Here is a 26,508-nt window from a genome sequence, read left to right on the forward strand (position 1 = left end):
TAAGCTGGACGGCATCTGACTGGCGGGACAAGAATGGCCCCATACCAAACCGATCGCAGCCATGCCCTACACCGTCCTTGTTACCGCGCCCCGCCTTGCCGATGCCGGCGTCCGCCTGCTGGAAGCCGCCAACGCCAGGTTGCACTGCCTGGCCAACCCCGATGACTCGCAGGAGCTGCATCACCTGCTCGGCACACTGCCGGTAGACGCGGTGATCTCGCGCACCGTGGATCTGACCGGTGCCGCCATCGACGCCTGCCCCACGCTGAAGGTGATCTCCAAGCATGGCGTGGGCGTCAGCAACATCGATGTCGGCGCGGCCACCAAGCGTGGCATTCCCGTCTACGTGACGCCCGGCGCCAATGCCCAGTCGGTGGCGGAACTCACGCTTGGCCTGATGTTCGCCGCCGCCAGGCGTGTGACGTGGATGGATAGCGAGTTGCGCGCGGGCCGGTGGTCGCGCGCGCAGGATGGGGTGGAACTGCATGGGCGCACCATCGGCCTGGTCGGATTCGGGCAGGTCGCGCAACGCGTGGCGCGCGTCTGCCTGGCACTGGGCATGCAGGTCGCGGCCTTTGATCCCGCCCTGGCCGGCACTGCAGTGCCGGCCGCCGGCGTCACCCGTTTCGACACGCTGGAAGCATTGCTTGCCGTGAGCGATGTGGTCAGCCTGCACGCTCCCCTGAACCCGCACACGCGCGCGATGATCGGCCCCACCCAGCTTGCATGCATGCGGCATGGCGCCATCCTGATCAACACGGCCCGTGGCGAGCTCGTCGACGAAGCGGCCCTTGTTGCCGCCTTGCGCGGCGGGCAGCTCCATGCCGCGGGCCTCGACACCATGGCCGTCGAGCCGCTGCCAGCAGGCAGCCCGCTGCTCACGCTCGACAACGTCGTGCTGACGCCGCATGTCGGCGGCTCTACGCCGACGGCGCTGGCGGCCATGGCCAGCGATGCCGTGCGCAATGTGCTCGGCTACCTGCAAGGGACGCCGCCGGCGCCGGCCTGGTGCGTGAATCCCGGCGTGCTTGCCGGGCTGGGCCAGCGCATCGCATAGCGGCTGGCTGCCACCCTTCCCACCCGGTTTTCCAGGAGATACCCATGCACACCGAGCAAGCCACGGCCCTGTCATGGCCGGCGGGATACCGCATCAACCCCTGCGCCGACGGCTTTCCGGCCCCGCTGATCGCGGCATTCCGCGAGCTGCCGGTGCCGGCCGTCGGGGACGCCATGAGCCGCCAGATCGGCACGATCGGCCTGCGTCCCTACCATCGGCGGCCGGAGGCAGTGCTGTGCGGCCCGGCCGTTACCGTGCGCGTGCGGCCCGGCGACAACCTGATGATCCACAAGGCCCTGATGATGGTCCGCCCCGGCGACGTGCTCGTCATCGACGGCGCAGGCGATGTCACCCAGGCGCTGGTGGGCGGACTGATGCGCACCACCTGCGTGGCAAAACGGCTTGCCGGCCTGGTGATCGACGGCGCGATCCGCGACGTGCTGGAATGGGCCGAAGCCGGCATGCCCGTCTTCGCGCGCGGCAATACCCATCGCGGCCCGACCAAGGACGGTCCCGGGGAGATCAACGTGCCGATCACCTGCGCGGGCATGGCGGTGATGCCGGGAGACCTGATCGTGGGCGATGCGGATGGCGTGATCGCGGTGCCGGCAGCGCAGGCCGCAGAGATCCTCGCGCGCACGCGCGCCCACCTGGAGAAGGAAACGAAGATCCGCGCCGGCAATGCCACGGGAACGTCGGATCCGGAGCGCTTCGATGCCACGCTGCGGGCCAAGGGGCTGCCGGTCTGACGGGCCTTCGCCTTACGTCATGGCCTCACAACAAAGATTACGGAGACAACGATGCAACGACGTCAGTTTATCCAGGCCGGCGCAGCGATGACGCTGGCCGCCTCCGGCTTCGTCCGGGCGCAAGGTCCCTGGCCGCAGAAGCCTGTCCGGCTGGTGGTGCCCTTCCCGCCCGGGGGCGGCACCGATGCCACCTCGCGGCTGATCGCCGAGAAGCTGGCAACGCTCGAGCGCTGGACCGTGGTGATCGACAACAAGCCCGGCGCCGGCGGCAACATCGGCCTGGACATGGTGGCCAAGGCCGCGCCGGACGGCTACACCATCGGCATGGGCCAGGCCGCCAATCTCGCCATCAACCCCGGGCTCTACCCGAAGATGCCGTTCGATCCGCTGAAGGACTTCACGCCCATTGCCGGCGTCGCGGCGCAGCCGGTGGTGCTGGTCGTGCGGCAGGACTCCCCGCTGCGCACGCTCGCCGACTTCATCCAGGCAGCAAAAGCGCGCAGCGGCGAGACCGGCATTGCCCAGCCGGGCAACGGCACGGTCGCACACCTTGCGGGAGAGATGCTGGCGCGGCGGGCCGGCGTGCGCCTGATGCAAGTGCCTTACAAGGGAGCGGGCCCGGCCATGAACGACCTGCTTGGCGGCCAGGTGGCTGCCTGCTTCGGCAACACGGTGTCGGTCATGCCGCAGCTTGCTGCAGGCAAGATCCGCGCACTGGCGGTGACCTCGGCGCAGCGCCTGTCCGCGCTGCGAGCCGTTCCCACCGTCGCGGAACAGGGCTTCGCGGGCTTCGAGGTAACGACCTGGCTCGGCCTGGTCGCGCCGGCGGGCCTGCCGGCCGAGGTGACAGCAAAGCTCGCGGCAGCAACCCTCCAGGTCATGAGCCGGCCGGATGTCCAGCAACGGCTGAAGCAGGAAGGCAGCATCGCAACCCCGACGCCGCCCGCCGCATTCGCCGCGCATATCCGTGCGGAGCACGCCAGATGGGGTGCGCTGATTCGCGAGGCACAGATCAAGCTGAGCTGACCAGGCCATCGACGCCGACGCGGCCGGGTTGCCCCGCAACGCCCGCGCCCGCCTAAAACCCCACTGCCTGCCCGTCGCGCCGCGAGTCCGAGGCCGCGATATAGCCGTCCGGCGCCTTGTAGATGAGCTGCGCCGAGCCGAACTCCAGGCTGTCGCGCGGCGCCACCTCGACGCGATGGCCCATGCCGCGCAGCGTGGCGACCACGTCCGGCGGCAGGTGCGCCTCGACATTCACCACCGGCCCGTGCTCCACGCGGAAGCGCGGGGCATCGCTCATGGCCTGCGGATTCTGGCCGAAGGCAGCGAGCCGCGCCATCATCTGCACATGGCCCTGTGCCTGCATCGAGCCGCCCATCACGCCGAATGACATCACCGGCTCGCCATTGCGGGTGACGAAGCCCGGGATGATGGTGTGCATCGGCTGCTTGCCCGGCGCCACGCAGTTGGCGTGGCCGGGCTTGAGGTTGAAGCCCGCGCCGCGGTTATGCAGCGCGATGCCGGTGCCGGGCACCACCACGCCGGAGCCGAAGCCGCGGTAGTTGGACTGGATATACGACACCATCGAACCCGCCGCATCCGCGCTGGACAGGTAGACGGTGCCGCCGCTCTTCGGGACGCCAGCGGTGGGTGTGCCGGCGCGTTTCATGTCGATCAGCGCCGCGCGCTCGGCAAGATAGGCCGGATCCAGGAAGGCGGCGGGCGCGTGCTGCATGGTGGCCGGGTCCGACACGTGGCGGTGCAGGTCGGCGAAGGCTAGCTTCATCGCCTCGATGCTGACGTGGTAGAAGCCGGCGCTGTCGCAGCCCATGCTTTCCACGTCGAAGCGGTCCAGGATGCCAAGGCCGATCAGCGCGGCGATGCCCTGGCCGTTCGGGGGAATTTCATGGAGCGTGTAGCCGCGGAACTGCTGCGCCATCGGCTGGACCCAGGCGGCGCGATGCGCGGCCAGGTCGTCGGCGCGGATGGCGCCTCCGGTTTCCTCGGCGAACGCGACGATGCGCGCGGCGAGTTCACCCGTGTAGAAGCTCTCGCCATCGCTCTCGGCGATGCGCTGCAGCGTGGCGGCCTGCTCCGGGAAGCGCCAGCGCTCGCCTGCCTGCGGTGCCCTGCCATCGCGCAGGAACGCCTTGGCAAAGCCAGGCTGGCCGGCCAGCACCGGCACCTGCGCGGCCCATTGCCGTGCGATCTGCGGCGACACCAGGAAACCCTGCTCGGCGTACTCGATGGCCGGCGCGAACAGCCGCGCGAACGGCAGCTTGCCGAAGCGGGCCGACAGCGCCTTCCAGCCCGCGACCTGGCCCGGCACGGTCACCGTATCCCAGCCCACCTGGGGCATGCTGTCGTGGCCGGCGAAATGATCCAGGGTCCAGCGCGCCGGCGCCCGGCCGCTGGAGTTGAGCCCGTACAGTTGCCCCTCGTGCCAGACCAGCGCGAACATGTCCCCGCCAATGCCGTTCATGACCGGCTCCACCACGGTCAGCGCAATCGCACTGGCAATGGCGCTGTCGATGGCATTGCCGCCTTCGTACAGCATGCGCAGCCCCGCCTGCGCGGCGAGCGGCTGGCTGGTGCTGACCGCGTTGGCGGCCAGCAGCGGCATTTTTTGCGACGGGTAGGGAAAGGTCCAGTCGAAAGGCAACATCGAGAACTCCACTCAGAACAGATGAAAGGGCGCGCGGGCGGCGCCCCAGGGTTGCTGCACGCGGCTTATTGCAAAGTCACGCCGGACTGCTTGACCAGCTTTTCGGTACGCGGGATCTCCGCGCTGACCATCGCGCTGAAATCGCCGACGCTGCCGCCGCGCGGCTCGGCACCGGTGGCAGCCAGGCGTTCACGGAACTCCGGCGCTTTGAGCAGCTTGTTGATCGAGACATTGAGCTTGCTGACCACGTCGGCCGGCGTGCCCTTGGGCGCGACAATGCCATACCAGGGCGCGATATCGAAACCGGCATAACCCTGCTCGGCAATCGTCGGAATCTCCGGCGCGTTGGGCGAGCGCTTGCCGGTGGACATGCCGAGCGCGCGCAGCTTGCCTGCCTTCACATACGGCAGGCCGGTCATGATGGTGTCGAAATACATCGACACCTGGCCGGACAGCAGCGCCGGGATCGCTTCGCCGGCGCCCTTGTACGGCACATGGACGATATCGATGCCGGCCGCGGCCTTCAGCATCTCCCCGGCGATATGCGAAGTGGTGCCGGCACCGAAGGAGGCATAGGTCAGCTTGCCCGGATTGGCCTTGGCATACGCGACCATTTCGGGCAACGTCTTGAACGGCAGCGACGGGTTGGACAACAGGATATTCGGCGTGACCGCGACCACCGCCACCTTCTCGAACGCATCCGGGTCATAGCTGAGCTTCTTGTACAGGAACCGGTTGGTCACCATCGACGCCGGCCCGGACATCAGCAGCGTATAGCCATCGGCCGGCGCGCGTGCGGCCACTTCGCTGCCGATCATCGCGGCGGCGCCCGGCCGGTTTTCAACCACGAAGGTCTGGCCGTATTCCTTGCCGAGCCCGATGCCGATCTGCCGCGAGATCAGGTCGGTGGCCGAGCCGGCCTGGAATGGCACGACAATACGCACCGGCTGGCTGGGCCAGTCGCGGGCGCCTTGCGCAAGTGCCAGTGAAGAGGCCGCCAGCATGGTAACTGCAAGCAGGCTGCGGATAGCAGTGGAACGCATCTTTGTACCCTCATCGATAGAAGAAATGGCATCCGCTGACAGCAACGGATGGCACTTCCCAGTCCGCAATATGCGTGCCATTGGCGTTGGGCTGATCCCGGCGCGCGTCCTGTCCGCCCCCTTCCGTTTCCTGGAAGTTTGCGCAGGTCATGCACCGGAGTCGCCCACCTGGCGCCGGCATTTGCCGGACTGTCTTGTCTCCGTGGGGGCAGCGCACTGCGTGGGTGCGCCGTGCCCCGCCCTGGTGGTGGGGTGTTCCTCACCCCATTGTTGTTATTCGACTTCCATGCAGAGGTACTTCGTCTCCAGATACTCGTCGATGCCATGACGTGAGCCTTCGCGGCCCAGCCCCGATTGCTTGACGCCGCCGAACGGCGCCACCTCGTTGGAGATCAGCCCGGTATTGATGCCGACCATGCCGTACTCGAGCGCCTGCGCCACGCGCCAGATCTTCGCCATGTCGCGCGAGAAGAAGTAAGCGGCCAGCCCGGATTCGGTATCGTTGGCCATCGCCACCACTTCTGCTTCGCTGGTGAAGCGGAACAGCGGTGCCAGCGGGCCGAAGGTCTCCTCGCGCGCGACCCGCATCGACGCAGTCGCATTGGCCAGCACCGTCGGCGCGAAGAAGGTGCCGCCGAGCGCATGGCGCTGGCCGCCCGTCAGCACCGTGGCGCCGTGCGCGAGCGCATCGGCGATATGCGCTTCGACCTTGGCCACCGCATCGGCGTCGATAAGCGGGCCTTGCGTGACCCCGCTGTCGACGCCATGGCCCGGCCGCAACTGTTCGACCGCGCTGACCAGCCGGCGCGCGACCTCGTCGTAGACGCGGTCGTGCACATAGATGCGGTTGGCGCAGACACAGGTCTGGCCGCTGTTGCGGAACTTGGAGGCAAGGATGCCCTCGACCGCGCGATCCAGGTCGGCGTCGTCGAAGATGATCAGCGGCGCGTTGCCGCCCAGTTCCAGCGAGAGCTTCTTCACGGTGCCGGCGCACTGCGCCATCAGCAGCTTGCCGATCGCGGTCGAGCCGGTAAAGCTGAGCTTGCGCACCACCGGGCTGGCGCACAGCACGCCGCCGATCTGCACGGCGTCGCCGGTCACCACCTGCAGCACGCCACGCGGCACGCCGGCCTGTTCGCCCAGCACGGCCAGCGCCAGCGCCGTGAGCGGCGTCTGTTCGGCCGGCTTGACGATGATGGTGCAGCCGGCGGCGAGCGCCGGGCCGACCTTGCGCGTGATCATCGCCGCGGGGAAGTTCCACGGCGTAATGGCCGCGCACACGCCCACCGGCTCGCGCAGCACCAGCATCTTCTGGCTGCTGCGCGGGCTGGCCAGCACCTCGCCATCGACCCGCTTGGCTTCCTCGCCAAACCACTCGAGGAAGCTCGCGGCATAGGCCACCTCGCCACGCGCCTCGGCCAGCGGCTTGCCTTGCTCGGCGGTCATCAGCCGGGCCAGGTCTTCCTGGTGCGCCAGCATCAGGTCGGCCCAGCGGCGCAGCACGGCGGCACGCGCCTTGCCCGTCTGCGCGCGCCATGCCGGCAGCGCGCGCTCGGCGGCGCGCACCGCCTGTTCGGCTTCAGCCGCGCCGGCCAGGGGCACCGAGCCGATCCGTTCCTGAGTCGCCGGGTTGAAGACGGCGAGTTCTGCGCCGCTTTGCGCTCCGGTCCATTCGCCGTCGATCAGGCAATGGCTGCGCAACAGCGCGGTATGTTGGCGTTCCATGTGTTCCCCTTATTCGGCCAGCGCCTGGGCCAGCACCGCCAGCGCCGCGTCGAACTGCGCCTGCGGGATGGTGAGCGGATAGAGGAAGCGGATGACGTTGCCATAGGTGCCGCAGGTCAGCAGCACCAGGCCGGCTTCCAGCGCACGCGTCTGTACGCGCTTGGCATGCTCGGCACTTGGCTGGCCCGTGGCGGGATCGCAGAATTCGGCGGCAACCATCGAACCCAGCCCACGCACCTCGGCCATTGCGGGGCAGTGCTTGCGCTGCGCCAACAGGTGCTCGCGCAACTGCTGGCCCAGGCTGGCGGAGCGCTCGCACAGCTCTTCTTCCTCGATGACATCGATGACCGCGTGCGCCGCCGCCACCGCCAGCGGATTGCCGGCATAGGTGCCACCGAGGCCGCCGGGCAGCGGCGCATCCATGATCGCGGCCCGGCCACTGACCGCCGACAGCGGCATGCCGCCAGCCAGGCTCTTGGCCATGGTAATCAGGTCCGGCTCCACGTCATGGTGCGACATCGCGAACATCTTGCCGGTACGGCCAAAGCCGGTCTGCACTTCATCGGCAATCAGCACGATGCCGTGCTGGTCGCACACCGCCCGCAAGCCCCGCATGAAATCGGCCGGCGCCGCCTGGAAGCCGCCCTCGCCTTGCACCGGCTCAACGATGATCGCGGCCACGCGGCCCGGATCGATATCGGTCTTGAACAGGCCTTCAAGCGCCTGCAGCGCCCGCTCAGTGCTGACGCCATGCAGCGCGCTGGGGAACGGGGCGTGGTAGATGTCGGAGGGGAACGGGCCAAAGCCGATCTTGTACGGCGCCACCTTGCCGGTCAGCGCCATGCCCAGCAGCGTGCGTCCATGGAAGGCGCCCGAGAAAGCGATCACGCCGGGGCGGCCGGTATGCGCACGGGCGATCTTGATGGCATTCTCCACGGCCTCTGCGCCGGTGGTGAACAGGGCCGTCTTGTTCAGGCCCTGGATCGGCACCAGCGCGTTGATGCGCTCGGCCAGCGCGACATAGCCCTGGTAGGGCACGATCTGGTAGGCGGTATGCGTGAAACGCTCCAGCTGCGCGGCGATGGCCTGCATCACGCGCGGGTGGCGGTGGCCCGTGTTGAGCACGGCGATGCCGGCGGCGAAGTCCGTGTAGGCACGGCCTTCCACGTCCCACAGCGTGGCGTTCTCGGCGCGGTCGGCGTAGAAATCGCACATCACGCCCACGCCGCGCGGCGTCGCGAGGGTACGGCGTTGGTTCAGTTCGAGGTTTTTCATGGTCTTTGTGCGGTGAGGACTGTCGGCACCGGCCGACTCGCGAAACGGGCACCGCTGGCAGGGGCCCAGCGATGCCAGCCATTTCAACCGGCCTTGGCCCTATAATCCAGTACCGCTTTTGCAATTCCGATGGTGCCAATTTGAAATCGATCTGCGGCGACCAGCTGCTCCAGCGCCTGGGCCCCGAAGGCACGGCGGCACTGGGCAAACCGCTCAACCGGGGCCTCTACGAATGCATCCGCGGCGCGATACAGGACGGCAGCCTTGCGCCGGCCACGCGCCTGCCGCCGCAACGCGACCTGGCCGCCGAGCTGGGGTTGTCGCGCAACACGGTGATGTTTGCCTACGACCAGCTGCTGGCCGAGGGCTACCTGTACGCGCGCACCGGCAGCGGCACCTTCGTTGCCGCCACCGCGCCGGAGCGCTACCTGAACGCCGCCGCCGTGCCGGCGACCGAGGTCGGGCCGCAGGCCATGCCCGGGCTGTCGCCGCGCGGACAGCGGCTGCTGGCCAATGCCTCGGCCTCGCCCACGCAATGGGGCGCCTTCATGCCGGGCGTTCCCGACGTCACGCGCTTCCCGCATCGCCGTTATGCGCAGATCTCGGCCCGCCTGTGGCGCAACCCGCTCCCGGAGTGGCTGAGCTACAGCCATGGCGGCGGGCTGCCGGCGCTGCGCGAAGCCCTGGCGGCGCACCTGCGCGTGGCGCGGTCGGTGCGCTGCGATCCGGACCAGGTGCTGATCACCGAGGGCATACACCAGGCCATCGACCTGGTGGTGAGGATGCTGGGCTCGCCCGGCGACCAGGCGTGGGTGGAGGAACCCAGCTATTGGGGCATCCGCGGCGTGCTGCAGGTCAGCGATATCGGCATGGTGCCGAAGCTGGTGGACGACGAGGGCCTGACGCTGCCCGACACCGAAGCCGGCAGGGACATGCCCGCGCCGCGCTTTATCTTCGTCACGCCCTCGCACCAGTACCCGCTTGGCGCCGTGATGAGCCTGAAGCGCCGGCGCGCGCTGCTGGAGTACGCCCGCCAGCGCGGCAGCTGGATCGTGGAGGACGACTACGACAGCGAGTTCCGTTTTTCCGGACAGCCGGTCCCGTCGTTGCAGGGCATGGAACCGGATGCGCCGGTGATCTATATCGGCACCTTCAGCAAGACCCTCTATCCGGGCTTGCGCATGGGCTACCTGGTGCTGCCGCGCAGCCTGGCCGGGGCCTTCCAGACCGCGCACGCCGAGCTATACCGGGCCGGCCACCTGATGACGCAGGCAACCGTCGCCGAATTCATGCAGGCGGGCGACTATGCCGCCCACATCCGCCGCATGCGGCCGCTGTATGCCAGGCGGCGCGCCATCCTGGCCGCGTTGCTCGAGCGCTACCTCGGCCCCGGCGCGCTGCACGAGCACGGCAGCAATGCCGGCCTGCACCTGGTGCTGCGCCTGCCCGACGATGCCGACGACGTGGCCATCACCGCCGCCGCCCGCGAGCGCGGCATCATGGTGCGGCCGCTGTCGCGCTATTTCATCGGCGCTGCCGTGCAGCGAGGCCTGCTGCTGGGGTATGCCTGCGTGCCGGAGGAGGACATCGCGCCGGCCTTCGACAGGCTGCTCGGCTGCCTGCCGCGCGGCGGCATGCGCGCCCCGCAGCGTTGAACCGTGCCGAGAGACAAGCCCCGCCGTCCTGAAGGCGACTTCATCCTGAAATAACGGAAGATGCAATGAATCAACTGTTGGTCCGCAATGTCCGGCTCGCAGCCGGGAACCAGGTCGATATCCTGATCGCAGACGGCCAGTTCGCGAGCATCGGCGCCGGGCTTGACACGCCGGCCGGATGCCAGGTCGAGGACGGCGCCGGCGCGCTGGCGCTTCCCGGCCTGGTCGAGGCGCACACCCACCTGGACAAGACCCTGTGGGGCATGCCCTGGTATCGCAATGAGGTCGGTCCCAACCTGACCGACCGCATCGACAACGAGCGCCGCTGGCGCGCCGCCACCGGCCACGATGCCCGCGCGCAATCGCTGGTGCTGGCGCGCGCCTTCCTCGCGGCGGGCACCACGCGGCTGCGCACCCACGTCGACATCGACACCGACGCGGGGCTGCGCCACCTGCAAGGCGTACTGGCCACGCGCGACCAGCTGTCCGCGCAGATGGACATGCAGATCGTCGCGTTCCCGCAGTCGGGCGTGCTGGGGCGCCCCGGCACGGAAGCCCTGCTGGATGCGGCGCTGCGCGATGGCGCCGACATCCTCGGCGGGCTGGACCCGTGCGCCATCGAAGGCGACCCGGTGCGCGCGCTGGATGTCCTGTTCGGCCTCGCGCAGCGCCATGGCCGCCCGCTCGACATCCATCTGCACGAGCCCGGCACCATGGGCGCCTATTCCCTCGACCTGATTCTGCAACGAACGGCCGCGCTGGGCATGCGCGGCATGGTCACGGTCAGCCACGCCTTCTGCCTGGGCGATATTGCCGAACGCGAGCGCGACGCGCTGCTGCGGCGCATCGCCGACCTTGGGGTTGTCATCGTCACCACCGCGCCGCCGTCGCGCCCGGTGCCGCCGGTCGCCGCGTGCCGCGCGGCCGGTGTCAGGATTGCCGGCGGCAACGACGGCATCCGCGATACCTGGACCCCATACGGCTCGCCCGACATGCTGGAGCGGGCCATGCTGATCGGCCTGCGCAACAACTTCCGCCGCGACGACGAACTCGCGCTTGCGCTCGATTGCGTGACGCACGCGGCCGCCGGCGCATGCGGCTTCCAGCGCTATGGCCTGGCGCCGGGCGACCGGGCAGACCTGGTGCTGGTCGCCGCGCAAACGGTGGCCGAGGCGGTCGTGGCAAGGCCGGTGCGGCAACTGGTGGTGTCGGCCGGCCGGGTCGTGGCACGCAACGGCGCGCTGGCATGAACGCATCCGTCAAATAAACTAGCTGCAGGGCGGCGTTGAAATCGTGCTCTTGCGTCGCGCGGCAGTCGCCTGCAAAGCACATTGCGCGCCGGGGCCAGGTGACAAGCGGCCCGCAACCGCACGGAGGTGGCCTTCAATGAAGCCTCGTCACGATCCACAGCAATGGCGCCGCTTCTATATCCTGGATGAGAAGAACCGGCCAGTGCAGGTAACCGACCACGACGAATGGTCGCGCTGGATGGCGGACAACGACCTGGTATTCCGCCGCACCCTGCTGGAGCAGTCCGGCGGCATGGTGACGACCCGCTTCCGGGGCGTGTCCGAGGCCGCACCGACGGACACCCCCTTGTTCATCACCCGTGTGACCGGGCTGGCCGAGCAGGACAATGAAAGCTATGGCGCGCAGACGCTTGACGCGGCGCTGGAAGAGCATGAGCGGATCGTGCAGAAGCTGCTGCGCCAGCTGACCGGGCGGTGACAGGCAGCCCGGACCAGCATGCGCCTTTGCCTGGGCCCTGGTGCCGGTCGCACCGCGAGTGAACATGCGTCCCCTGCTGGAAGCCCGCCTCGTCAACGATGCCTTTGGCGATCCTGGGCTGTTCGTAAACTTCCTGGACGAACGGCGCGCGCTGCTGTTCGACCTGGGCGACATCGCCCGGCTGATGCCGCGCGAGCTGATGCGCCTGTCGCATGTGTTTGTCACGCATGCGCACATGGATCATTTCTCTGGCTTCGACAAGCTGCTGCGGGTGCTGCTCGGGCGCAAGCCGCGCATCGTGCTGGTCGGCGGGCCGGGATTCCTGGCACAGGTCGAGCACAAGCTGCTCGCCTATACCTGGAACGTGGTGCATCGCTACGCCATCGAACTGGTCATCGAAGTGGCCGAACTTGGACTGGACGGGCAGATGCGGCGCGCCTGCTTTTCCAGCCGGCACGGCTTTGCCAGGGAGGCCGAGGCGTGTGTCGAGAGGGCCGGCGATATCGTCCACGACGAAGCGACGTTCCGGGTGCGCGCCTGCTTTGTCGACCACGGGATTCCATGCCTGGCCTACCTGGTGGAGGAAAAGGCCCGGCTCGGCGTCAACAAGGAACGCCTGGCTGCATCGGGCCTGACCACCGGCGCCTGGCTGCGCGAACTCAAGCATGCGGTCCTGACCGGCGCGGCCGGCGATACCCCGATTCTTGTGCAGTGGCGGGACAGGAGCGGCGACCATGCGTCGGCGCGAACGGTCGGCGAGCTGAGCCGGCTGATCCTGGCTACCGAGCCCGGCCGGCGCATCGGCTACGTGACCGACCTTCGCTATACGAGCGCGAACGTGCAAGCATTGTCGCAACTGATGCAAGGCGTCGACCAGCTCTTCATCGAGAGCGTGTTCCTGGATGTCGACCGGGCACACGGCCTGCGCAAGAACCACCTGACCGCTGCCCAGGCCGGATGGATTGCGCGCAGCATAGGTGCGCGCGCGGTGACGCCGTTCCATTTTTCGCCACGCTATCAAGGGCGCGCCGATGAACTGGCCGCCGAGGTACGGGACGCCTGGGCCACGGAGTCCTTTGCAGAACAGGTACCGCCGGCGGTCTAGATCTTGATCTGCGTGCCAATCTCGATCACGCGATTTGCCGGTATGTTGAAGTAATCAGCAGCATTGCCGGCGTTCCTGCTCATCGTGGCAAACAGACGTTCACGCCATGACGCCATGCCACTGGGACCGCCGGCTGCAGCGACGATGGCCTCGCGACTCAGGAAGAACGAGGTGTCCATGATGTCAAACTCCAGGCCAGCCGGCGGAGGCAGCGCGCCGAGCGCCTGCGCGACATCGGGCCGGTTCATGAAGCCGAAGCGCAGCGTTATCCGGTAGCAGGCGTGTCCGAGCGCTTCAACGGCTGCGCACTCGGTCGCCGGCACCGATGGTACATCCTTCATCTTCACGGTAAGAAACACAACGCGCTCGTGTAGCACCCTGTTATGGTTGAGGTTATGCATCAACGCGTGTGGCACCACATCCGGTGTCGGGGTGAGGAACACCGCCGTGCCGGGCACACGCGGCGGTGGTGCGAGAAACAGCGAATCCAGGAACGACTTGAGGGGCACGTCGGTACTTTGGAGCCGCTCCAACAGGGCTTGCCGGCCGCGAACCCATGTCAGCATCACGACGAATATCCCGGCCCCGACAACGAGCGGGAACCAGCCCCCTTCGGCAACTTTCAACAGGCTGGAGGAAACGAAAGCCATATCCACCGCAATAAAGAAGCCGGTTGCGACAAGGCTTAGCAGCAGGTTGTAGCGCCAACCGTAGTGGATCACAAAGAAGGTGAGAAGCGTCGTCACCAACATCGTGCCGGTGACCGCGACCCCATACGCCGAAGCGAGATTGGACGAAGATCCGAAGCCGAGCACGGCAACCAGAACCGCAACAAGCAACATCCCGTTGAGAGTCGGTATGTAGATCTGACCGATCGCTCGCTCCGATGTGTGCACCACGTTCATGCGTGGCAGATAGCCCAGCTGGATTCCCTGTTTCGTCAGCGAGTAGGCACCCGAAATCGTCGCCTGCGACGCGATCACTGTTGCCGCTGTCGCGAGTGCAACCATCGGATAAAGGGCCCACGACGGAAACAGCAGGTAGAAGGGGTTCTCGATTGCTTTTGCATTCACAATGATCAGCGCGCCCTGCCCCAGGTAGTTGAGCGCAAGCGCCGGGAATACCAGCCCGAACCAGGCCAGGCGAATCGGGGCACTGCCGAAGTGCCCCATATCGGCATAGAGCGCTTCGGCACCGGTGAATGCGAGCAGCACCGCCCCAAGCACCGCGAACGAGGCGAACCCGTGCTGCGTCACGAAACCGAGCGCGTGCAGCGGGCTGAGCGCGCCCAGGATTGCGGGATACCGGGCGATGCCGTGGATGCCCGCGGCGGCCAGGGCGAGAAACCACACGATCGTGACAGGCCCGAACAGCGCGCCGATGGCGGCGGTGCCATGCCGCTGGAACAGGAACAGCGCGATCAACACACCCACCGATGCCGGCAAGACATAAGGCTGCAGCGCGGTAGTGCCCACCTCGATGCCTTCGAGCGCCGAGAGCACCGACATGGCAGGTGTCAGCACGGCATCGCCATAGAAGAGCGCCGCGCCGAACAGGCCCACCAGCAGGATCGGCGTCGGCGAGCGGCCGACCTTTTTCACTGAAGACAGGGCGAGCGCGAGCAGTGCCATGATGCCGCCTTCGCCCCTGTTGTTTGCCCGCATGATGAGGATCACGTACTTGAGCGAAACCACCACCATCAGCGCCCAGAGGATCGCGGAGATGCCGCCAAGTATGTTCTCGGTTACGAGCGGAATCCCGTGGGCTGGATTGAAGGTTTCCTTGACCGCATAAAGGGGGCTCGTGCCGATATCGCCGTAGACCACGCCCAACGCAGCAAGCGTGAGCGCTGCGCGGGATTGCTGCGGGTGCGACGCGGCTGGCGTTTCACCGTTCATGGCATGGGAATCCACCGCTGCTCCTCGATTTTCGAACGGATGGTCCGCCTGCTCAGGGCAATCACGTGAGGGCGCCCCCGCCGCGAGCCCTTCTGTCCGGGCCCCGCCTTTCGGGAGCGAGAGACGTATTCGACCCATGCCCGCCGCATGCAAATTGCCGCCAAACCTGTCGTTGGCCCAGCCTTGCTACAATTCTGGTTCACAGAACGGCAAATATCATGGGCTTTGAACAACTCGCAGCACTAAGGGATCAACTGGCAAGCAAGGCGAAGGCCGAATCTCGTACGGAAGGCAAGCGCCGGCGCCCTGCGCCGGCTGCCGCGCAGGCTGCGGCGCCCGCGAAGCCGCCCGTCGATCCGGTGGTGCATTCCATTGCCCGGCTGCAGAAGCACTTCCCCAAGGCGTTTCCGAAGAACCCGGCGCCCAAGGTGCCGCTGAAGGTCGGCACGTTCGAGGATCTGGCCCAGCATGCGGGCAAGCTAGCCCTGACCGAGGCGGAGCTGCGTGAAGCGATCCGCACCTGGTGCAGCGGCGCACGCTATTGGTCGTGCATGGTGGAAGGCGCCAAGCGGCTGGACCTGGAAGGCAATGAGGCCGGTGTCGTCAGCCTGGCGGATGCCAAGCGGGCCCAGCAGCTGAAGGCCCGCCGCGGTGCGGGCACCCGGCCGCGGAAAGCCAAGCCCGCCACGCCCGCTGCCACGCCTGACACCCCTGCCGCGCCCGCCGCCGCGCCTGACAGCCCCGACACGCCTGCCGCGCCCTGATCCCCACCGTCGGATCTGCAGCGGCGCTTACGCCAGCACCGCGCGCGCGATCACCGTCCGCTGGATTTCCGACGAGCCTTCATAGATGCGCAGGATCCGCGCGTCGCGCACCAGCCGCTCCAGCGGCATTTCGCGCGTGAAGCCGTAGCCGCCGTGGATCTGCAGCGCGGCGTCGGTGACAAAGCCGACCATCTCCGAGGCATAGAGCTTGGCCATCGATGCCTGCTCGGTGAAGGGCTCGCCGTCCCGGCGCCGCACCGCTGCCTGCAGGGTCAGCAGCCAGGCCGCCTCCAGCCGCGTGCGCATGTCGGCGAACATCCATTGCAGGCCTTGCTTGCGCGCCAGCGGCTCGCCGCCGACCTGGCGCTGCCTGGCCCAGTCCGCCGCGCAGGCCAGCGCTGCCTCGGCAATGCCCAGGCTGGTGGCGGCCACGTCCAGGCGGCTGTTGTCCAGCACCTTCATCGCGGTACGGAAGCCCGTGCCTTCCGGCCCCAGCCGGTTGGCGGCGGGGACGAAGCAGTCCAGCGCCACCTCGTGGGCAGGTGCCCCGCGAATCCCCATCAGTTTCTCGGCGGGTGCGATCTGCACGCCCTCGCTGTGCCGGTCCACCACGAAGGCGCTGATGCCGCGCGTGCCGGCGGCCGGATCGGTCTTGGCGTAGACGACGATAAAGTCCGCAGCGTCCGCATTGGAGATGAAGTGCTTGACCCCGCGCAGGCGGTAGCCGTCGCCCTCCGGGGTGGCGCGCGTGGCCATGTCGGCCGGGTTGGAGCCGGCGCGCGGCTCGGTCAGCGCAAAGGCGCCCAGCTTGCCGCCGGCGGCCGCATCCGGCAGGTAGCGCTCGCGCAGGCTGTGGTCGCCGCCGATCAGGATGGAATCGGTCGCCAGGTAGTGCGCGCCGATCATCGACGAGGTCGAGGCGCAGGCCTTGGCAACCTCCGCCAACGACAGGATCAGTGCCACCGGCGAGGTCTCGGTCCCGCCCCAGCGCTCCGGCAGGTTCATCCCCATCAGGCCGAGCTCGGCAAGTTGCGGCACATAACACGTGGTGGAGGCTTCGGCCCGGTCCACCTCGGCCGCCTTCGGGGCCAGTTCGCTTTGCGCGAAGCGGCCGATGGCGTCGGCAATCTCGAGATCGCCCGGCTCGACGCCCAGTCGTTTATGCATGTTGTTTCTCCTTGCTGAACACTTGCGGATGCGCCGTGGCAGCGTTGGCCAGCTCGGCCAGAATGGCTTCGGTATGCTGCCCCAGCGCAGGCGCGGGCGTCACGCGATTGGCGCCGTAACCGGAAAACTTCACCGGCTGCGAGGGCAGCCGCACGGTGCCGCCCTCCGGCCCGGGCACTTCGGCAAGCAGGCCGCGGTGGGCGGCATGGTCGCTCTCCAGGGCGTCCTTGACGTTGCGGATGGGCGCGACGGGAATGCCCGCCTCGCTCAGCAGGCGGTTCACCTCGGCCACGGAAAGGCCGGCCGACCAGGCTTCGAGACCGGCGCGCAGATCGCCCTCGAAGCGGCAGCGCGTCTCGTCGTCGGCAAAGCGCGGGTCCTGCGCCATCTCCGGCCGGCCGATGGCATTGGCCAGCGCCTGGAACAGCTTGTTGTTCAGCACCGCCACCACATAGAAGCCGTCTGCGGCGCGGTACACGCCGAACGGCGCGGACGAGGGATGGCGGTTGCCGACGCGCCGCGGCGCCAGGCCGGTCGCGGCATAGCGCGCGACCAGGGTGGCGCTCAGGCTCAGGGTGGCGTCGAACATCGAGACATCGACATGCGTGCCCCGCCCGGTCTTCTCGCGCGCCAGCAGCGCGGCCAGCACGCCCCATGAGGCGAACAGGCCGCTGACCGCATCGGAGATGGCCTCGCCCAGCATGGTCGGGGTGCCGTCCGGGGCGCCGGTGGCATCCATCAGCCCGCACATTGCCTGCAGGATGATGTCGTAGGCCGGGCGGTGCGATTCCGGCCCGGTCTGGCCGAAGCCCGACACGCTGGCGTAGACCACCGGCGGATTCAGCGCACGCAGCGCCTCATAGCCGATGCCCAGCTTGTCCGCGACACCCGGGCGGAAGTTCTCGACCACCACGTCGGCCCGGACGCAGAGCGAGCGCGCCAGCTCCAGGCCCGCTGCCGTCTTCAGGTCGATCACGATGCTCTGCTTGTTGCGGTTCATGGCAGAGAACAGGCCGCTCTTGCCATCGACAAAGGGACCGACCGCGCGGTAGTCGTCGCCGCCAGGCGGTTCGATCTTGATCACCTCTGCGCCAAGGTCGCCGAGCAGCGCCGTGCAGTAAGGGCCCGCCAGCACGCGCGAGAAATCGATCACGCGGATGCCGGCAAGCGGCAGGTCGGAATGGGTCACGTCTTGGCCTCCAGGCTTGCAAACCCGCGGGCTTGCGTTTCAGTGACACCGATTCTGCGCAGCGCAGGCTATCAAGTAAAATATTGAATTCGACTAGCACCTATAGGATTTCCTGATGCGCGTCTCCTTGCGGCTGTTGCGCTACTTCGCCGCGGCGGCGGAAACCGGCAGCACCACGGCGGCGGCGCGGCTGCTGAACGTCTCGCAGCCCTCGATCTCCGTTGCCATCCGCGAACTGGAGACGCTGTTCGAGGAAGCCCTGTTCGCCCGCGATGTCGGCGCAAGGATGACCCTGACCCGCTTCGGCGTGCGCAAGCTGGCGGAAGCGCGCCACATCCTTGGGGCAGCAACGGCATTTGAAGTGGACAAGAGCGGCGATGCCGCCGCGGGCGAGGTGCAGATCGGCGTGTTCCGCACGCTGGCGCCGGTCTACCTGCCGGTGGTGCTGCGCCTGGCACGCGAGCGCTATCCCAAACTGTCGGTCCGCTTTGTCGAAGGAGATCTCGCCCAGCTGGAAGACTGGCTGCACGGTGGGCAGATCGAGCTGGCGCTGACCTACGACGTCGGCATGCCCGATGACATCGAGCGCGAACTGCTGGCAGAGCTGCGGCCCTACGGCCTGCTGCCTGCGGGCTCGCGGCTGGCCAGGCGCAAAGGCAGCCTGTCACTGCACGAATTGGCGCAGGAACCGCTGATCCTGATCGACCTGCCGCACAGCCGTGAATTCCTGATGGCGCCGTTCTGGCAATTCGGGCTGCAGCCCGAGGTGCGCTACCGCGCGACTTCGCTGGAACTGGCGCGCGGCATGGTGGCGAACGGACTGGGCGCGGCGCTGCTGATCACGCAGGCGCCGGCGTCGTCCCAGATTACCGCCGTCGTGGAAAAGCCGATACGGGAAGATAGCGTGCGCCAGCCGCTGGTGATCGCGCGCACGGCCCGCGCGACGCGCACGCGGGCGTCAGAGTTGCTGGCTGAATGCGTGCGCGCGGCCGTGCAGGAAGCGATGATCAAACGCGCCTGACCGCAGGCGGTGTCCACGAGCCGTCGAACACCGGCGCCTTCGGCCAGCAGGCCCGGGCATCACGAGCGCATTCTGACTGTGATAGCGTGGAGCCTTCCGACTTTCCGCCCACCCATGACCGATTTCGACGCCGACGCCCTCAAGCGGCTGGTCACAGTCACCATGCCCTTTGGCAAGCACAAAGGCACGGTGATCGCCGACCTGCCAGGCAACTACCTGAACTGGTTCGCGCGCGAGGGCTTCCCGCCGGGGCAGATCGGCGCGCTGCTGGCGCTGATGCATGAGCTGGACCACAACGGCCTGTCGCATCTGCTCAAGCCGTTGCGCGGGCGCACGTAGCGCCCTCGGGCCTGAGGCTCAGGTCACCGGTGCCGGATTGAACAGCACCAGCGCATTGCGGATCTTCCAGTGCTCGGCCCATGACTTCTTGCCACTGGCCACGGCCAGGAGCGTGTGGAACAGCTCCCAGCCCACTTGCTCGATGGTGGCCTCGCCGGTCGCGATGCGGCCGGCGTTGACATCCATCAGGTCGTGCCAGCGCCGTGCCAGGTCGTTGCGGGTGGACACCTTGATCACCGGCACCTCGGCCAGCCCGTACGGCGTGCCGCGCCCGGTGGTGAATACGTGTAGGTTCATGCCGGCAGCCAGCTGCAGCGTGCCGCAGACAAAATCGCCCGCGGGCGTGGCGGCGTAGATCAGCCCCTTCTGCGTGACCTTCTCGCCGGGGCCAGTGACGCCGTGGATCGGGCCGGTGCCGGACTTGACGATCGAGCCCATCGCCTTTTCCACGATATTCGACAGGCCGCCCTTCTTGTTGCCCGGCGTGGTGTTGGCGCTGCGGTCGACCTTGCCCTGCTCCAGATAGCGGTCGTACCAGGCCATCTGCCGCACCAGCGCCTCGGCCACCTCGGGGGTGGCCGCGCGCGCGGTCAGTTGGTCGATGCCGTCGCGCACCTCGGTCACTTCGGAGAACATCACCGTGGCCCCGGCGCGCACCAGCAGGTCGGTGGCAAAGCCCACCGCGGGGTTGGCGGTGACGCCGGAGAAGGCATCGCTGCCGCCGCACTGCACGCCGACCACCAGGTCCGACGCCGGACAGGTCTCGCGCCGGCGTGCGTCCAGGCGCGCCAGGTGCTTCTCCGCCGTGGCCATGATCGAATCGATCATCGAGGCAAAGCCCACATGCTGCTCGTCCTGCAGGCAGACCACATCGGGCTCGCCCTCCTTCTGGATCGGGATGGTGCCGGCGCCGATCAGGCGCGCCGGCTGCAGCTTCTCGCAACCCAGGCTGACGATCATCACCTCGCCGCCGAAATTGGGGTTCAGCGCGATATTGCGGATGGTGCGGATCGGGATGCCGGCGTCGGGCGCGTCGATCGCCACGCCGCAGCCGTAGGTGTGCTCAAGGCCCACTACGTCGTCGACATGGGGATACTTGGGCAGTAGTTCTTCCTTGATGCGCCGCACGGCAAACTCCACCACGCCCTCCACGCACTGCACCGTGGTGGTAATGCCCAGGATATTGCGCGTGCCGACCGAGCCGTCCGCATTGCGGTAGCCCTCGAAGGTATAGCCATCCAGCGGCGGCAGCGGCGCCACGCGCGTGCCGACCGGCAGGTCGTGCAGTTCAGGCGCGGCCGGCATGCGGGTCACCCGCTCATTGACCCAGCTGCCGCGCGGCAGGCCTTTCAGCGCGTAGCCGATCACCACGTTGTAGCGGATCACCGCGTCGCCCTCGCGCAGCTCAGTCAGCGCCACCTTGTGGCCCTGCGGCACGCCCTCTGCCAGCACCAGGCCGCAGGGGAATTCCGTTCCCGCCGGCAGGCCGCCGTCGTTGGCCACGATCGCGACGTTGTCGTTCGCGTGCATCGTGATGTACAGGGGGCGGGCCGCCTTCCCACCTGCCGTCGGGGTCACTGCCATGTCATCTCCAGCCTGGCGCTGTCGCGCACCTTTAGTGTTACGTTGTCTGACAACATTCTATCTGCTTATGCTTGTCTATGGCCTCGGGAATTCCCTATCTCTTTCCATCTCAGGGCAAACATAAGCCACTTTCCTAGGTTTGTTGTACGACAACACATCATGAACCAGGATTGTCCGCCCCAGGAACGAGGCCAACCCGCCGAAATCCTGTTGCACCGCAAAATGACCATTCCCCGCAATATGGCCTATAAGGATGCAACCGGTTTCATGCCACGAGAACCGGACAGGAGACCTTCCGCGCGGCGACGCACATCGCGCAGCCACGCCGCACTGATACCCCATACACCGGCCGCTCCCTCGGCCACGCCCACGACAGGAGGCATGACTCATGCGCTGGAAGCAACGTCCGCAAGGTTCCAACTGGGGTGATTTCGGCCCCGACGACCAGCTTGGCCGCGTCAACCTGATCGGCCCGGAACAAGTCGTCAAAGGCGCGCGCGAGGTGCAGGCCGGCATCAGCTTCTGCCTGTCGCTGCCGCTGGACTACCCCGGCGGCAACAAGCTCAACCCGCGCCGGCATCCGCCGGTGCTGCGGCCTACCCTGCGCGACGACATCCCCTATTTGAACTTCCCGCTGGCCAAGGTCGATCCCACCGCCACCGACGTCATCAGCGACGACCAGGTGCTGCTGTGCCTGCAATACAGCACGCAATGGGATGCGCTGGCGCACGTGGGGGCGCTGTTCGATGCCGACGGCGACGGCCGCCCGGAGCGCGTGTATTACAACGGCTACCGCGCCAACGAGCATATCGTCGGCCCGGTCGACTATGCCGAGGACGACAACTTCGCCGCGCACCCTTGCGGCCACGACCACAGTGCCGCGCAGGCGCTGGGCATCGAGAACTTCGCGGTCAAGGGCATGCAGGGCCGCGGCGTGCTGGTGGACCTGGCGCATGCCTTCGGCATGGACTTCCGCAATGTCGGCTACGACGACCTGATGCACGCGCTGGACGCCGGCAAAGTGGAGGTCGAACGCGGCGACATGCTGCTGCTGCGCACCGGCTTTGCCGAGGTGGTGCTGTCGATGCAGCGCAACCCCGATGAAGCCGTGCTGCACCACAGCTGCTGCGCGCTGGACGGCCGCGACGAGCGCCTGCTGAACTGGATCACCGATGCCGGCATCGCCGCGCTGATCGCCGACAACTACGCGGTGGAACGCTACCCCGCCCGCCCCGTGCCCGACGGCGACAAGAGCCACCCGCTGCTGCCGCTGCACCACCATTGCCTGTTCAAGCTGGGCCTGCCGCTGGGCGAGCTGTGGTACCTGCGCGAACTGGCGGACTGGTTGCGCGCCAGCGGCCGCACCCGCTTCCAGCTCACCGCCCCGCCGTTGCGCCTGCCCGGCGCGGTGGGGTCGCCGGTGACGCCGATCGCCACGGTATAAGCCAACAACAATAAACCAGGGAGACACCATGAACCATCGCCACGCGCTCCGCCGCATTGCCGCCAGCGCCCTCGCCTTCGCCGCGGCGCTTGCCTGCGGCACCGCCCAGGCCCAGCCCAGGGCCGCCGTCTCTGACGATGTCGTCAAGCTCGGCATGCTGCTCGACATGAGCGGCCTGTATGCCGACGTCACCGGCCGCGGCAGCGCCACCGCCGCGCAGATGGCCATCGACGATTTCGGCGGCAAGGTGCTGGGCAAGAAGATCGAGCTGGTGGTGGTCGATCACCAGAACAAGGCCGACATCGCCGCCAACAAGGCGCGCGAATGGTTCGACACTGCCAATGTCGACGCCATCCTCGACGTGGCCGCGTCTGCGCCGGCGCTGGCGGTGCTTGAGGTTGCAAGACAGAAGAACCGCATCGTGGTGTTCTCCGGCCCGGGCACCGAGCGCATCACCAACGACCTGTGCACGCCGGTGTCAGTGCACTACGCCTACGACACCTACGCGCTGGCCAACACCACCGCGCGCGCGATGGTGCAGCGCGGCGGCAAGTCCTGGTTCTTCCTGACGGCGGACTACGCCTTCGGCCACACGCTGCAGGACTCGGCCACCGCGGTCGTCAACGAGACCGGCGGCAAGGTGCTGGGCGCCGCGCGCCACCCGCTGGCCACCAGCGACTTTGCCTCTTACCTGCTGCAGGCGCAGGCCAGCAAGGCACAGGTGGTGGGCCTGGCCAATGCCGGCGGCGATACCGTCAACGCGATCAAGGCCGCCTCTGAATTCGGCCTGACCCGCAACAACACGCAGCGCATGGCGGGCCTGCTGCTCTATATCAACGACATCCACGCCATCGGCCTGAAGACCGCCTCCGGGCTGGTGCTGACCGAAGCTTTCTACTGGGATATGAACGACGCCACGCGAGCCTGGTCGCGCCGCTATTTCGACAAGCTCAGGAAAATGCCCAACATGAGCCAGGCGGGTGCGTATTCATCGGTGACGCACTACCTGAAGGCCGTGCAGGCAGCCGGCACAGACGAGACCGCGGCGGTGATGAAGAAGATGAAGTCGATGCCGATCAACGACTTCTTCGCCAAGAACGGCCGCATCCGCGAAGACGGACGCATGGTCCACGACATGTATCTGTTCGAGGTCAAGACGCCGGCCGAGTCCAAGTACCCATGGGACTACTACAAGGTGCTGGCCACGGTGCCGGGCGAGCAGGCGTTCATGCCGGTGTCGAAATCGCAGTGCTCGCTGGTCAGGCGCTGATGGCGGCGCCGGTAGAGATAAGCGGCGTAGAGGCGCGGGGCCGAGGTTCCTGACCAATACAGATCATGGTTTGTATTCGAGAAATACAATCCATATTGCGCATTTTAGTCCCTGGTCAGGTTTTCCAGCCACAGGCTCATCAACCCCGCCCGGCCCCTGACGCCGAATTTCCGGAAAATGCCGGTCACATAGGAATGGGTCGTTGAAACGGCCAGGCCGAGGCGCTGGGCAATCTGCTTTTCCGATGCGTCGGTCAACAGCAGCCGCAAGACCTTCTGCTCGTGGGGCGCCAACGGAACGGAGGAAAGCGCCAGCCCAAGGTCAAGAATGCTCTCCTTCTTCAGCGCAGTGACATCGCGGGCAACCCCGACGCGCAACCGTTCCGACTGGAGCCATCCGGCGGACCACATGATATGGACGGCGCTGCCGTCCTTGTGGCGATAGCGGTTTTCAAAACCGATCCGCTTCTTTCCCGACATCACCTGCTTGGCCTCGACAATGGTCCGGTCCCGGTCGCCAGGCATGACCAGATCGATGATGAACTCACCCGCCATATCCTTCGGCGTATAGCCAAAAATGCCCTCGCACGCTGCGCTGACATACTGGATGCGGCCGCCTGTGTCGACCAGGAATACGGCGTCCAGCAATTGGTCGGCAAACGCAGTGATGTCTTTTCCGATCTCGATACTCATGGCAGTCCAGACCCCCGATACTGGCGCTTTTACTGGCGCCTTGATTGGCCCCTTCGCCCGGATTTCACCCGAACGCGGGTCAACGTGAAGACTAGACCACGCGCCAGCGCATGTACAGTGTTGGCATCGATAAAAACCGTGCAAGGATCGCCAGCCGGAAGGCCTTTAACGGCGCCACTGATGCCTGCGCGCCGTCAAAGGCACCCTGCTGATTAGCAGGGTATGACTTTTGCACCGTTTCGATACCATCATGGCCATCATTTGCCCTGGTCTTCGGCCAGATAACAATGGCCCCGCCGGGGCGCCGCCAAAGCCGTAGTCAACGAGAGTCGGGGCAAATGAGCCAGGCCTCGGCATTGCCTGCCTCTTTCGAGGGGGGATGGAGGTCAGGAGGGGAGCGGCCCGGCCCGCTGACAGAGGTGGCAGTGGCCTCTGTCAGCGGGGACCGTGCAACGCCGCCGCAATACGTGGTGGCCATCGCCTCATTGAATCTGCGCGATGCGCAGCAGGTTGGTGGTTCCCGCCACCAGGAACGGCAGCCCGGCGGAGATGACGATGGACTGTCCGGATTCGCCGAACCCCTCGGCCAGCACGGTGCTGCTGGCCAGATCGGTCATTTCCAGCACGTCCACCACCTCGCGGCAGAGCACGGCGTGCACACCCCAGGTGAGCGTCAGCCGCCTGGCCGTTGCCATGCGGGGTGTCATGCCGAGAATGGGCACCTGCGGCCGCTCGCGCGCCATGCGCAGCGCCGAGTAGCCCGAGCTGGTATAGGCCACCGTCGCCGGCACCTTGAGCAAGCGCGCGATGTGGCGCACGGCGTAGCCGATGGCATCGGCCGCTTCCGCGCGCGGCGGGGTGTGGGATGCCTCGATGGCGTCGCGGTACAGCGGGTCGGATTCCGTGCGGGAGATGATGCTGTTCATCATTCGCACCGCCTCCACCGGATACCGGCCGGATGCCGACTCGGCCGACAGCATGACCGCGTCGGCACCGTCGTAGATCGCCGTCGCCACGTCTGACGCTTCCGCGCGGGTGGGCACGGGGGCGGCAATCATCGATTCGAGCATTTGCGTGGCAACGATGACCGGCTTGCCGGCCTTGCGGCACGCGCGGACGATCTGCTTCTGCAGCGACGGCACCTGCTCGGCCGGCATCTCCACGCCCAGGTCGCCGCGCGCCACCATGATGGCATCGGCCTCGGCGACGATCAGGTCCAGGCTCTGGATGGCGGCGGGCTTCTCCAGCTTGGCCACGATACCGGCGCGGCCGTTGACGATTGCCTTGATCTCCCGGATGTCCTCAGGCCGCTGCACGAAGGACAGCGCGATCCAGTCCGCACCCAGGGCCAGACCGAAGTCGAGGTCGCGCCGGTCCTTTTCGGTCATGGCAGACAGCGGCAGCACCGCATCCGGCACGTTCACCCCTTTCCGGTCCGAAAGCGTGCCGCCGTTGACGACCGTGGTCTCGGCGAAGCCGGCGCCGCACTGCTCGACGCGCAGCCGGATCTTGCCGTCGTCCAGCAGCAGCTCCACGCCTTCGCTCAGCGCGGCGAAGATCTCCGGGTGCGGCAGGCAGACCCGGCTGGCCAAGCCAGGCGCCGCGCTGTCCAGGTCCAGCCGGAAGCCGGCTCCCGCGGCCAGTTGCACCGGCCCGCCGGCGAAGGTGCCGATGCGCAGCTTCGGACCCTGCAGGTCGAGCAACACACCGATGGGACGGCCCCGTTCGCGCTCCACGGCGCGGATCGCCTCGAACCGTTGCCGGTGGTCGTCGTGGGTGCCGTGGCTGAAGTTGAGCCGGAAGACATCGGCGCCGGCCTCGAACAGCGCGTCGATGAGCTCCAGGGTGCTACTCGCGGGGCCGAGCGTGGCCACGATCTTGGCGTTGCGAAGGCGTCTCATGCCATTGCTCCATGTCAGCGCGCGACAGGAGCCGCGCGTAAATCGTTCACCCCCGGTCAGGTGTTCTGCACGACGATGCTCGGGAACTTGCTGGTCATGTCGCGCGCCTTGTCGGCGATCTTGATCGCCACCTTGCGCGCCATGGCGCGGTACATCCCGGCCACCGGGCTGTCGGGCTCGGCCACCACGGTCGGACGGCCGGAGTCGGCCTGCTCGCGGATCTGCAGGTTCAGC

Annotated in this window: 22 protein-coding genes and 1 pseudogene; 12 read left to right on the top strand and 11 right to left on the bottom strand. The window is 67.3% G+C overall.

Annotated features, from left to right (window positions below):
* Window positions 1–61: 61 nt before the first annotated feature.
* The 3 genes from AC3WLE_RS03165 to AC3WLE_RS03175 are packed head-to-tail and all read left to right on the top strand — an operon-like array spanning window position 62 to window position 2,832.
* Window positions 62–1,057, top strand: a complete 996-nt coding sequence (locus AC3WLE_RS03165; RefSeq protein WP_492318666.1) for a hydroxyacid dehydrogenase — start codon at window positions 62–64, stop codon at window positions 1,055–1,057.
* Between the two features lie 44 nt (window positions 1,058–1,101).
* Window positions 1,102–1,806, top strand: coding sequence for an RraA family protein (locus tag AC3WLE_RS03170; protein ID WP_492356163.1), 705 nt, complete (start codon window positions 1,102–1,104; stop codon window positions 1,804–1,806).
* A gap of 51 nt (window positions 1,807–1,857) precedes the next feature.
* On the top strand, window positions 1,858–2,832 hold the full coding sequence (locus tag AC3WLE_RS03175) for a Bug family tripartite tricarboxylate transporter substrate binding protein (RefSeq protein WP_492356162.1): 975 nt from the start codon (window positions 1,858–1,860) through the stop codon (window positions 2,830–2,832).
* A 52-nt stretch (window positions 2,833–2,884) separates the two neighbouring features.
* Here AC3WLE_RS03175 and AC3WLE_RS03180 read toward each other — a convergent pair whose 3' ends face one another.
* The 4 genes from AC3WLE_RS03180 to AC3WLE_RS03195 all read right to left on the bottom strand — a co-directional run bounded on the left by AC3WLE_RS03180 (window position 2,885) and on the right by AC3WLE_RS03195 (window position 8,517).
* Window positions 2,885–4,474 carry a gamma-glutamyltransferase family protein gene (locus AC3WLE_RS03180; RefSeq protein WP_492318669.1) on the bottom strand — a complete coding sequence of 530 codons (1,590 nt, stop codon included), beginning with the start codon at window positions 4,472–4,474 and terminating at the stop codon, window positions 2,885–2,887.
* A gap of 65 nt (window positions 4,475–4,539) precedes the next feature.
* Window positions 4,540–5,517, bottom strand: coding sequence for a Bug family tripartite tricarboxylate transporter substrate binding protein (locus tag AC3WLE_RS03185; RefSeq protein WP_316154148.1), 978 nt, complete (start codon window positions 5,515–5,517; stop codon window positions 4,540–4,542).
* Window positions 5,518–5,790: 273 nt separating this feature from the next.
* Window positions 5,791–7,242 (bottom strand): NAD-dependent succinate-semialdehyde dehydrogenase, encoded by a 1,452-nt coding sequence (locus AC3WLE_RS03190; RefSeq protein ID WP_492318670.1) that lies wholly within the window; start codon window positions 7,240–7,242, stop codon window positions 5,791–5,793.
* A gap of 9 nt (window positions 7,243–7,251) precedes the next feature.
* Window positions 7,252–8,517, bottom strand: a complete 1,266-nt coding sequence (locus tag AC3WLE_RS03195) for a 4-aminobutyrate--2-oxoglutarate transaminase (RefSeq protein ID WP_492318671.1) — start codon at window positions 8,515–8,517, stop codon at window positions 7,252–7,254.
* A 140-nt stretch (window positions 8,518–8,657) separates the two neighbouring features.
* On the opposite strand from AC3WLE_RS03195, the gene pdxR reads away from it, so the two are divergent.
* The 4 genes from pdxR (at window position 8,658) to AC3WLE_RS03215 (ending at window position 13,005) form a co-directional block, all read left to right on the top strand.
* The gene (gene pdxR, locus AC3WLE_RS03200) at window positions 8,658–10,172 is read left to right on the top strand and encodes a MocR-like pyridoxine biosynthesis transcription factor PdxR (RefSeq protein ID WP_492356161.1); all 1,515 of its coding nucleotides are present in this window, start codon (window positions 8,658–8,660) and stop codon (window positions 10,170–10,172) included.
* 65 nt (window positions 10,173–10,237) lie between these two features.
* Window positions 10,238–11,422, top strand: a complete 1,185-nt coding sequence (locus tag AC3WLE_RS03205) for an amidohydrolase family protein (RefSeq protein ID WP_492318673.1) — start codon at window positions 10,238–10,240, stop codon at window positions 11,420–11,422.
* Window positions 11,423–11,558: 136 nt separating this feature from the next.
* A complete protein-coding gene (locus AC3WLE_RS03210; RefSeq protein WP_492318674.1) occupies window positions 11,559–11,900 on the top strand; it encodes a hypothetical protein in 342 nt (113 codons plus the stop codon).
* Window positions 11,901–11,964: 64 nt separating this feature from the next.
* A complete protein-coding gene (locus AC3WLE_RS03215; RefSeq protein WP_492356160.1) occupies window positions 11,965–13,005 on the top strand; it encodes a ribonuclease Z in 1,041 nt (346 codons plus the stop codon).
* Here AC3WLE_RS03215 and AC3WLE_RS03220 read toward each other — a convergent pair.
* Complete coding sequence (locus tag AC3WLE_RS03220; RefSeq protein WP_492356159.1) at window positions 13,002–14,903, bottom strand: potassium transporter Kup; 1,902 nt, start codon at window positions 14,901–14,903, stop codon at window positions 13,002–13,004. The genes AC3WLE_RS03215 and AC3WLE_RS03220 overlap by 4 nt on opposite strands.
* Window positions 14,904–15,121: 218 nt before the next feature.
* Here AC3WLE_RS03220 and AC3WLE_RS03225 point away from each other — a divergent pair, with 218 nt between their 5' ends.
* On the top strand, window positions 15,122–15,667 hold the full coding sequence (locus AC3WLE_RS03225) for a ProQ/FinO family protein (RefSeq protein ID WP_492356158.1): 546 nt from the start codon (window positions 15,122–15,124) through the stop codon (window positions 15,665–15,667).
* Between the two features lie 27 nt (window positions 15,668–15,694).
* On the opposite strand, the gene AC3WLE_RS03230 is transcribed toward AC3WLE_RS03225, so the two are convergent.
* Together AC3WLE_RS03230 and AC3WLE_RS03235 are read right to left on the bottom strand one after the other, a co-directional pair.
* Entirely contained in the window at window positions 15,695–16,834 is a 1,140-nt protein-coding gene (locus tag AC3WLE_RS03230; RefSeq protein WP_492318678.1) for an acyl-CoA dehydrogenase family protein, read from the bottom strand.
* The gene (locus tag AC3WLE_RS03235; protein ID WP_492351698.1) at window positions 16,827–18,023 is read right to left on the bottom strand and encodes a CaiB/BaiF CoA transferase family protein; all 1,197 of its coding nucleotides are present in this window, start codon (window positions 18,021–18,023) and stop codon (window positions 16,827–16,829) included. Before AC3WLE_RS03235 ends, AC3WLE_RS03230 begins: the two co-directional genes overlap by 8 nt.
* A 115-nt stretch (window positions 18,024–18,138) precedes the next feature.
* On the opposite strand from AC3WLE_RS03235, the gene AC3WLE_RS03240 reads away from it, so the two are divergent.
* Window positions 18,139–19,044, top strand: a complete 906-nt coding sequence (locus tag AC3WLE_RS03240) for a LysR family transcriptional regulator (RefSeq protein ID WP_492318680.1) — start codon at window positions 18,139–18,141, stop codon at window positions 19,042–19,044.
* Window positions 19,045–19,158: 114 nt separating this feature from the next.
* Window positions 19,159–19,383 (top strand): DUF3820 family protein, encoded by a 225-nt coding sequence (locus AC3WLE_RS03245; protein WP_013952607.1) that lies wholly within the window; start codon window positions 19,159–19,161, stop codon window positions 19,381–19,383.
* 18 nt (window positions 19,384–19,401) lie between these two features.
* Here the strand turns inward: AC3WLE_RS03245 and garD are convergent, their stop codons facing one another.
* A complete protein-coding gene (garD, locus tag AC3WLE_RS03250; protein WP_492318681.1) occupies window positions 19,402–20,967 on the bottom strand; it encodes a galactarate dehydratase in 1,566 nt (521 codons plus the stop codon).
* 388 nt (window positions 20,968–21,355) lie between these two features.
* On the opposite strand from garD, the gene AC3WLE_RS03255 reads away from it, so the two are divergent.
* Complete coding sequence (locus AC3WLE_RS03255) at window positions 21,356–22,411, top strand: cyclase family protein (RefSeq protein ID WP_492356157.1); 1,056 nt, start codon at window positions 21,356–21,358, stop codon at window positions 22,409–22,411.
* Between the two features lie 28 nt (window positions 22,412–22,439).
* Window positions 22,440–23,681 carry an ABC transporter substrate-binding protein gene (locus AC3WLE_RS03260; RefSeq protein ID WP_492318683.1) on the top strand — a complete coding sequence of 414 codons (1,242 nt, stop codon included), beginning with the start codon at window positions 22,440–22,442 and terminating at the stop codon, window positions 23,679–23,681.
* Window positions 23,682–23,785: 104 nt separating this feature from the next.
* Here AC3WLE_RS03260 and AC3WLE_RS03265 read toward each other — a convergent pair whose 3' ends face one another.
* From AC3WLE_RS03265 to AC3WLE_RS03275, 3 genes and pseudogenes are all read right to left on the bottom strand, one after another.
* Entirely contained in the window at window positions 23,786–24,373 is a 588-nt protein-coding gene (locus AC3WLE_RS03265) for a helix-turn-helix transcriptional regulator (protein ID WP_492318684.1), read from the bottom strand.
* Window positions 24,374–24,855: 482 nt separating this feature from the next.
* Entirely contained in the window at window positions 24,856–26,274 is a 1,419-nt protein-coding gene (gene pyk, locus AC3WLE_RS03270; protein ID WP_492356156.1) for a pyruvate kinase, read from the bottom strand.
* A gap of 56 nt (window positions 26,275–26,330) precedes the next feature.
* Window positions 26,331–26,508 (bottom strand): annotated as a pseudogene (locus tag AC3WLE_RS03275) (iron-sulfur cluster carrier protein ApbC); the annotation flags it as partial.

The sequence above is a fragment of the Cupriavidus sp. FW306-1B-F12B genome (assembly GCF_058781795.1).